Annotated in this window: 12 protein-coding genes; all 12 read left to right on the forward strand. The window is 46.1% G+C overall.

Annotated features, from left to right (window positions below; all coding sequences use genetic code 11):
- Positions 1-78 precede the first annotated feature (78 nt).
- Positions 79-2,013 (forward strand): replication endonuclease, encoded by a 1,935-nt coding sequence (locus tag AACS92_RS14490; RefSeq protein WP_099111661.1) that lies wholly within the window; start codon positions 79-81, stop codon positions 2,011-2,013.
- A gap of 170 nt (positions 2,014-2,183) precedes the next feature.
- On the forward strand, positions 2,184-2,366 hold the full coding sequence (locus tag AACS92_RS14495) for a hypothetical protein (protein WP_099111662.1): 183 nt from the start codon (positions 2,184-2,186) through the stop codon (positions 2,364-2,366).
- Between the two features lie 47 nt (positions 2,367-2,413).
- Complete coding sequence (locus AACS92_RS14500; protein WP_241538020.1) at positions 2,414-2,653, forward strand: DinI-like family protein; 240 nt, start codon at positions 2,414-2,416, stop codon at positions 2,651-2,653.
- A gap of 236 nt (positions 2,654-2,889) precedes the next feature.
- Positions 2,890-3,093: a tail protein X gene (locus AACS92_RS14505; RefSeq protein ID WP_099111664.1), complete on the forward strand. Its 204-nt coding sequence runs from the start codon at positions 2,890-2,892 to the stop codon at positions 3,091-3,093.
- Positions 3,094-3,102: 9 nt separating this feature from the next.
- Entirely contained in the window at positions 3,103-3,366 is a 264-nt protein-coding gene (locus tag AACS92_RS14510) for a hypothetical protein (RefSeq protein WP_099111665.1), read from the forward strand.
- A gap of 1 nt (position 3,367) precedes the next feature.
- Complete coding sequence (locus AACS92_RS14515; RefSeq protein WP_099111666.1) at positions 3,368-3,907, forward strand: lysozyme; 540 nt, start codon at positions 3,368-3,370, stop codon at positions 3,905-3,907.
- The gene (locus tag AACS92_RS14520) at positions 3,904-4,404 is read left to right on the forward strand and encodes a lysis system i-spanin subunit Rz (protein ID WP_241538021.1); all 501 of its coding nucleotides are present in this window, start codon (positions 3,904-3,906) and stop codon (positions 4,402-4,404) included. Before AACS92_RS14515 ends, AACS92_RS14520 begins: the two co-directional genes overlap by 4 nt.
- A 173-nt stretch (positions 4,405-4,577) precedes the next feature.
- Positions 4,578-5,213, forward strand: a complete 636-nt coding sequence (locus tag AACS92_RS14525) for a phage baseplate assembly protein V (protein ID WP_099111668.1) — start codon at positions 4,578-4,580, stop codon at positions 5,211-5,213.
- Positions 5,210-5,551, forward strand: a complete 342-nt coding sequence (locus tag AACS92_RS14530) for a GPW/gp25 family protein (protein WP_099111669.1) — start codon at positions 5,210-5,212, stop codon at positions 5,549-5,551. The genes AACS92_RS14525 and AACS92_RS14530 overlap by 4 nt, the downstream gene beginning before the upstream one ends.
- A 3-nt stretch (positions 5,552-5,554) precedes the next feature.
- Positions 5,555-6,463: a baseplate assembly protein gene (locus tag AACS92_RS14535; protein WP_099111670.1), complete on the forward strand. Its 909-nt coding sequence runs from the start codon at positions 5,555-5,557 to the stop codon at positions 6,461-6,463.
- Positions 6,456-7,064: a phage tail protein I gene (locus AACS92_RS14540; RefSeq protein ID WP_099111671.1), complete on the forward strand. Its 609-nt coding sequence runs from the start codon at positions 6,456-6,458 to the stop codon at positions 7,062-7,064. The genes AACS92_RS14535 and AACS92_RS14540 overlap by 8 nt, the downstream gene beginning before the upstream one ends.
- A partial coding sequence (locus tag AACS92_RS14545) for a phage tail protein (protein ID WP_193756995.1) occupies positions 7,061-7,850 on the forward strand: 790 nt, incomplete at its 3' end. The genes AACS92_RS14540 and AACS92_RS14545, both read left to right, overlap by 4 nt.

The following is a 7,850-nucleotide window of genomic DNA, read 5'->3' on the forward strand; positions in this document are numbered from 1 at the left end:
TTAAATATTTTCTAATTTTTTTGAACAGATGGCATGTGTACGCCAGACATTCACATTTCCTTAATTAAGGTGGCATTGATGAATAGTGATCTTTTCGCTCATACTTATAAACGGTCGGGCATGTTTCAGCCAAATATTCCGCAGAATGTTTCATCAGCAGAGCGTTTGTTATGGCAAGTTAACGCAGAAGATCACCAATGGCGCCACCAATATATTGGCCAGATGCCGGATTTTCTGGCGAAACATTTTAGCCATCGCTATGCCGATATCTTTGCGCAATCAGGACGCAGAGATGCTAATGCTTACCTGAGAAAAACCGTCGGGCAGAATGTATTACCGCGATTACAATTAGTTAAGAGTAGGTATCAATTCAAACATTCTGTATCGAGCATTGCTCCTTTTCCATTTATTGAACAATTGAGCAATATTGCGACTTATGGCCGTAAACCACTTTTAAAGCTTGCTCATGAAATATCCGTGTTTATTACGGAAAACTATGAGCACTATTCTTCTATGATTCACTCTGTTACGAATGATTCTTCTAATCGGCAGAAAGTGCAGCAAGTTCCGGCTGAATCAGCGATGAGTGAATCAACACGGTTTTCTCATATGGCTGAGGTATATCAATTAATGGCAAAGCTGACTTTACAATGTGGCATTCATCCCCCTTATTGGCGGCAGTTCAATTATGGACGAAAAACACTGTCTGTTGATCTACTTTGCGCCGGCATGTTGCGCATGATGTCCACACGCTGGTGGTATTTTCGCTTAAAACGCTTGCGGGATACCCAATCCGAGCATATGGCAATTGCAGTTGGACAGGTGCAGAACGCGGCCTCACCTTATGTTTCACTACTGGCTTTACGCGAATGGCTGGAACAAAAGCGGCGTAATCGTGAGTTTTTTCAGCATTTTGATTTAGAGAATGAAGCAGGAGAGCGGATTTCATTAGCTGAGACCGTCGTTCACAGTAATGCTAATCCTGCTATTCGTCGCTGCGAATTAATGGTCAGAATGCGCGGTTTCGAAGATATCGCGAATCAAATGGGGTGTGTAGGAGAGTTTTATACTATCACTGCACCAGCAAAATACCATGCCGTCAGGCATAGAGGGGGATTTGTCCAAAAATGGGAAGGTGCAACTCCCCGTGATACTCAGCGCTATTTATGCAGTGTATGGGCAAAATCTCGCGCAGCTATTGCCCGTGCGGGTATTAAGCTGTTTGGTTTTCGGGTTGTTGAACCCCATCATGACGGGACACCACATTGGCACATTTTGCTGTTTATGTTGCCGGAACATGCTTCACAGGTCAGAAAGATCCTTGAACACTACTCTTGTCAGGAAGAAGAGGAAGAGTTACTGCATAACCATGATAAAAAATATCGTTTTGATTACCGGGTGATAGATCCTAATCAAGGTAGTGCGACAGGTTATATCGCAAAGTACATTTCCAAAAATATTGATGGTTATGCTCTGGAAGATGAAATCGATCATGAAACGGGAGGATCACTGCGCGATATGGCTAAATCAGTAACAGCTTGGGCGAGTCGTTGGCGAATTCGACAATTTCAACAAATTGGTGGTGCTCCGGTTTCTGTCTGGCGAGAACTGCGTCGACTTAAAGAAGTTCGTTTACCTGATAATAAAATGAATGACGTTTTACAGGCCGCGGATAAGGGAAACTGGGCGGCTTATATTCAGGCTCAGGGAGGGCCATGGGTTGCCCGTCGTGATTTGGTTATCAGGCTCGCTTATAAGCATATCCCTTTTGGTAGTCCTTATGGTGAGGATATTCACTCCATTCAGGGAGTGACATCGTCGTTGCTCAGTCAGGAAAAATATATCTGTACACGAATCCATCAATGGACAGTTGTTCCGAAATCTGATGCGCCAGCTACATCAGAGCGGATTGTCTATAAACGACACAAAAAATGGCCCTCTTGGAGTTCTGTCAATAACTGTACGGATAGACAGGAAAGAAGGAATTGTGATATAGATGTGAAATGGTTTTGATAAATGTTATTTTTTCGATAAAAGTTTCTATGAAAGAAATAAATAATAGTTATTAACTATTAATTTTTATCTTTAAGAAAGGAAAAAACTACTTTAAATTTTCACTAATTAGGTGTACTGTATGCATATACAGTTATAGAGTGGAGGCGGACATATCAGTGGACTCTCTTATGGAATCATTGGTAGCACAACGTATTAATTTTATTGCCAGAATGGCAACAAGTTGTGAATGCAATCAGGCAGAAGACAAAGAACTGGCACTGGTCTGGATAGCAGAGTTATCTGCGCCTTATGAAAAAAGTCTCAGTGTTTATAATAATTTTTTAAAAAACAAATCATTAGATAATGAATGATTGAAAAACTTCAGGTTCGGTAAAAGAATAGGTTTTAGCGGGAGAAAATGATGCGAGTTGAAATACTTTTCGATAAGCGAGCTAATGTTTCTGAATCAGTCATGTCTGCACTTGAAAGCGAGTTAAAGAAGAAAATACTGCCACAGTATCCAGATACTAATTTTAGAATTGCCCTCAGCAGCAACACGTCCGTAAAAGTGACAGGGAGTAAAAGCAGTAGTGAACATGATCAAATCATGGAACTGATCCAAAGTGTCTGGGAGGACGATAGTTGGTTATCGGATTAGGCCTGACGGGTTGAACTCTCCAATAAACGGATAATAAGCAATTTAAATAGTATAAGGGCAGGGATTATCCCCTGCCCTTATACTTTTCTGAGCAGCGAAAATAAATCCCATCTGGCAAAATTGCCCTTCATTTGTACTATTTCCCCAACAATGCCGTTTCATTGAGGCATTTCGCTGATTATTCGATCATAACTCTCCGATTTACCGATTATTTTCTGCAAATAAAAGGAGAGTATATGCAAATTATTGCACAACAAAACGAAACGGTGGACGCTTTGTGCTGGCGTCATTATGGCCGAACTTTAGGTATGACGGAGCGTGTATTGCAGGCAAATCCGGGGCTGGCTGATTTTGGTGCGACATTGCCTCATGGAACAAAAGTTGAAATGCCGGATTTTGTGCCTGTTGCCAGTAAACCTATGATTCAGCTTTGGGATTGAGGGGCATGAATGGATAAATATAGCCATGCCACTTATGCCTGTGCCAGCACAACCGCCATCTTTTCCGGTCTTTCTTTATATGAGCTGAGTTTTCTGTTGGGAGTATTAGCCAGCATTTCTCTCGGTATTCTGACTTATCGTCTTAATCGACGTGAGCAGATGAAACGCACTTTAATCTTAAAAGATATTCTGGAAAATCTGGAGGTAGAGCCTGCATCTAAATCAGCCAGAATCGTCAGCGAGCTGATACATAACGCACCAAAAGAGCTGTGATATGCAGGATCTCAAAACCAGACTCAGCCGGTTGCTCATTGGCCTGATTATCGGTGGCGCCAGTTCTTCGGTCATTCTTTCCCAGTTTCTTGATGAGAAAGAGGGCAATCGGCTTATAGCTTATCAGGATGCCGGTGGTATCTGGACGATATGCCGGGGTGTGACACGTATTGATGGAAAGGCGGTATATAAAGGGATGCAACTGACTGCTGAGCAATGTGAAGCGCTGAATCGGGTTGAAGCTGACAAAGCGATTGATTGGGTGAAAAAGAACGTTCATGTTCCGCTGACCGAACCACAAATTGCAGGAATTGCCAGTTTTTGCCCGTATAACATCGGTCCCTCAAAATGTTTCTCCTCAACCTTTTATCGCAAACTCAATGCCGGAGATAAAAAAGGCGCCTGTCAGGAGATTAAACGCTGGATTTACGATGGCGGGCGAGATTGCCGGGCAACCAAAGGACAGCCGAATGGCTGTTATGGGCAGGTCTTACGACGTGAACAGGAATCCGAGTTGGTTTGTTGGGGATTGGAGGAATGAAGAAAATATCGTTAATTGCCATTTTTGTCATTGGAGGATGCACTGGCTGGTGGGGGCATCGTTCACTGTTCCTTGGGGAGGTTGCGAACCTTAAACAACAGCATAGTGCTCAGGTTGTTGCTATTCATCAGAAAGCGAATCAGGAAACATTGTCAGCGATTCAAAAGATGAAAGACGCTCAGAGTAAAGCTGCCCAATTAGATGAATACTATTCCGGAAAACTAGCTCATGTTACTGAAGAAAACACCGCTTTGCGTGCTGATATTGCCGCTGGTCATCGCCGGGTGCAAATCGCCGCCGCCAACCTTGCTACCTGTCAGCTCACCCAAAAGCGAGATACCGGCCCCCGCAGCATGGGCGATGGAACCCAAATCGAACTCACTGCAAAAGCTGGACGCGATATTTACGATATCCGAGCAGGGATCATCAGTGACCAGTCCAAATTAGATTACCTACAACAATATGTCCGTGAAGTTGTCAGGCAATGTAAATCGTAGCCACTTTGAATAACCGAGCATAAGTTCTCACAAAACCTATAAAAGCCTTTTTATCACGAGATAAAAAGGCTTTTATTATATTGATTTAATTGGCTTTTACCTGCCGTTTTGTATGCCTGTTCCTACAAGCCTAGTTTAATGTTTCCCCTGCTTTTTCATGGCATTCTTACGCCATGAACACACAACTCACTGAACTGATGCGCTTATTGCGCAACCTGATCCGAACAGGCGTGATTACCCAAGTGGATACCACAAAGGGTATATGCCGGGTCGCGACAGGCAATCTCGAAACCGACTGGCTGCACTGGTTGACATCCAGAGCGGGAAATTCCCGCACATGGTGGGCGCCCAGTGTCGGTGAGCAGGTTTTATTACTGTCCATAGGCGGAGAACTGACCACCGCCTTTGTATTGCCAGCAATTTTTTCAGATGAGTTTCCGGCGCCATCAACGTCTCCTGAAGCAACACATGTTCAGTTTCCGGATGGTGCAGTGATGGAGTATGAGCCGCAATCAGGTGCATTAACTGTGACTGGCATCAAAACCGCGACAGTGACTGCATCGGATTCCGTCCATATTACTGCGCCGGAAATCACCTGTGTTGCCAGCACCCGGATTACGCTGGATACACCGGAAGTCATCTGTACGCAGCTGATGAGCACAGGAAATCTGATTGTGCGCAATGGCGGCAAAATGACGGGCAATATTGAACACACCGGCGGCACATTCAGTTCCAATGGGGTGATCGTGGATTCCCATAAACACATCGGCATCCAGTCAGGCCGTGACACATCAGGAGGCCCCGTATGATGTATCTGGGGATGAATCGGCAGACAGGCCGGACGTTGAGCGATTTGGACCATGTCCGGCAATCCGTCAGCGATATTTTACTGACTCCAGTAGGTAGTCGTATTGCGCGTCGTACTTACGGGTCGTTACTGCCTGAACTGATTGACTGGCCGCAGAATCCGGCGATCAAACTTCAGGTTATGGCGGCCAGCTATACCGCAATCAGCCGTTGGGAGCCACGTGTGACGCTGACGTCAATCACGATGGAAACCCTACAGGACGGCAGAATGGTGGTGGATATTACCGGTACTTATCACCAGTCCGCCAAAGAATTTTCACTCTCAATTCCGGTGAGGTAAGCAATGCCAACAATCGATTTAAGCCAGTTACCACCACCGGATGTGGTTGAGCCACTGGATTACGAACAACTGTTAGAAGAGCGTAAAAGAGGCCTGATCTCGCTTTACCCCGAAGAGCAGCAGGATGCCATTGCACGAACACTGCAACTTGAATCCGAGCCTTTGGTGAAATTGCTGGAAGAGAACGTATATCGCGAACTGCTTCTGCGCCAGCGCGTTAATGAAGCTGCCCGCGCGGTGATGGTGGCCTATTCAACCGGCAGCGATCTGGATCAGCTGGGAGCAAATAACAACGTATCGCGTATGGTTCTGCGTGCTGCGGATAACTCAACGGTTCCACCAACTCCGGCTGTGATGGAATCCGACAATGATTATCGTGTCCGTATTCCACAGGCTTTTGAAGGCCTGAGTGTTGCAGGCCCGGTGGGTGCTTATGAATTTCATGCCCGCAGTGCGGATGGCCGTGTTGCAGATGCTTCGGCAATCAGCCCGTCACCGGCTAACGTCACAGTCACGATTATGTCCCGCCAGGACAAAGGCGTTGCATCCAAAGAGTTGCTGGAAATTGTCGAAAAAGCCCTGAACGACGAAAACGTGCGTCCGGTGGCTGATCGCCTGAAAGTCCAGTCAGCAAAAATCGTGGAATATGAAATTGACGCAGTGCTGTACATCTTCCCGACACCGGAATCAGAACCTATCCGCAAAGCAGCGGAGCAGAAGCTGAAACACTACGTCGAAGCACAGCATCGTCTGGGGCGTGACATTCGTTTGTCCGCGATTTATGCCGCCTTGCATGTAGAAGGTGTCCAGCGCGTAGAACTGAAAGCGCCACTGAAAGACGTCGTGCTGGATAAAACACAGGCTTCTTACTGCACCAAAACCACGCTGACAATGGGAGGCTCTGATGAATGATCGCCTTCTGCCGATGGGTTCAACGCAGTTAGAACTGGCTGCGGCGAAAGCCTGTGCCAAGTTGCAGAAGATCAAAATCCCATTACGTGAGCTGTGGAACCCGGATACCTGTCCGGCATCATTGTTGCCTTATCTGGCATGGGCGTGGTCTGTAGATCGTTGGGACGAGAACTGGCCTGAGAACATCAAAAGGGAAGTGATCAAAGGTTCACTGTTCCTGCATAAACACAAAGGAACAATTGGAGCAATCCGAAGAGTGATTGAACCGTTGGGTTATCTCATCCGGGTTAAAGAGTGGTGGCAGACCAACGATGCACCGGGCACCTTCCGGCTGGATATCGGTGTGCTGGATAGCGGTATTACCCATGAAATGTTCGAAGAGCTGGAAAAACTGATTTTTGACGCCAAGCCAGTGAGCCGACATTTAATCGGGTTGGATATCAACCTTGATACCCGTGGTGGATATCACTACTCAGCAGCGACTTACAGCGGTGACGAACTAACCGTTTACCCCTATTTCCCGAAAGAAGTGACCGTATCCGGCTCAGAAATTGTGGGCGCAGGGGTACATATTATTGACGACATGAGGATTAGACCATGAGTACCAAATATTTTGCGCTGCTGACACAGTTAGGCGCAGATAAATTGGCAAATGCTGCGGCACTGGGTACAAAAATTGAAATTACCCATATGGCCGTTGGTGATGGTGGTGGCAGCCTGCCGGTACCGGATACCAAACAAACCAAATTGATTAATGAAAAACGCCGGGCAGCGATTAATACGCTGAGCATCGATCCGAAAAACACCAACCAGATTATCGCGGAACAGGTTATTCCTGAAGCCGAAGGTGGCTGGTGGATCCGTGAAATCGGTCTGTATGACAAAGATGGCGTTCTGGTTGCAGTAGGTAACTGCGCAGAAACCTACAAACCACAATTGCAGGAAGGCTCTGGTCGCACTCAGACGATCCGCATGATCCTGATTGTCAGCAGCGCAAATGCGGTCACGCTGAAAGTTGATCCATCCATTGTACTGGCAACACGTGAGTATGTGGATAATTCCATTACAAAACACGCGAACAGCCGTAACCATCCGGATGCGACACTGAAAGAAAAAGGATTTGTCATACTGAGCAGCGCGGTAGACAGCAATAGCGAAACCCATGCAGCCACACCGAAAGCGGTGAAAGCGGCATATGATCTGGCTAATGCGGCGAATAATAATGCTAATACGCGTTTAGAGAAAAATAAGAATGGTGCAGACATTCCGAACAAAGATGAGTTTGTAAAAAACCTCGGATTAACGGAAACCGTTAATCTAGCCGCTGGCGCATGGTCAAAATCTGTTGTTGGTGGGGTATACAACGGAGGAACATTTGCAAGCTGTA

The organism is Xenorhabdus sp. KJ12.1 (assembly GCF_963876495.1).
Classification (GTDB): Bacteria; Pseudomonadota; Gammaproteobacteria; order Enterobacterales; family Enterobacteriaceae; genus Xenorhabdus; species Xenorhabdus stockiae.

Coding starts and splice junctions, on each gene's coding strand:
- AACS92_RS14535 (WP_099111670.1), top strand. CDS start 5,555: ATGCCAACAATCGATTTAAGCCAGTTACCACCACCGGATGTGGTTGAG.
- AACS92_RS14510 (WP_099111665.1), top strand. CDS start 3,103: ATGGATAAATATAGCCATGCCACTTATGCCTGTGCCAGCACAACCGCC.
- AACS92_RS14490 (WP_099111661.1), top strand. CDS start 79: ATGAATAGTGATCTTTTCGCTCATACTTATAAACGGTCGGGCATGTTT.
- AACS92_RS14515 (WP_099111666.1), top strand. CDS start 3,368: ATGCAGGATCTCAAAACCAGACTCAGCCGGTTGCTCATTGGCCTGATT.
- AACS92_RS14540 (WP_099111671.1), top strand. CDS start 6,456: ATGAATGATCGCCTTCTGCCGATGGGTTCAACGCAGTTAGAACTGGCT.
- AACS92_RS14505 (WP_099111664.1), top strand. CDS start 2,890: ATGCAAATTATTGCACAACAAAACGAAACGGTGGACGCTTTGTGCTGG.
- AACS92_RS14495 (WP_099111662.1), top strand. CDS start 2,184: ATGGAATCATTGGTAGCACAACGTATTAATTTTATTGCCAGAATGGCA.
- AACS92_RS14525 (WP_099111668.1), top strand. CDS start 4,578: ATGAACACACAACTCACTGAACTGATGCGCTTATTGCGCAACCTGATC.
- AACS92_RS14530 (WP_099111669.1), top strand. CDS start 5,210: ATGATGTATCTGGGGATGAATCGGCAGACAGGCCGGACGTTGAGCGAT.
- AACS92_RS14500 (WP_241538020.1), top strand. CDS start 2,414: ATGATGCGAGTTGAAATACTTTTCGATAAGCGAGCTAATGTTTCTGAA.
- AACS92_RS14520 (WP_241538021.1), top strand. CDS start 3,904: ATGAAGAAAATATCGTTAATTGCCATTTTTGTCATTGGAGGATGCACT.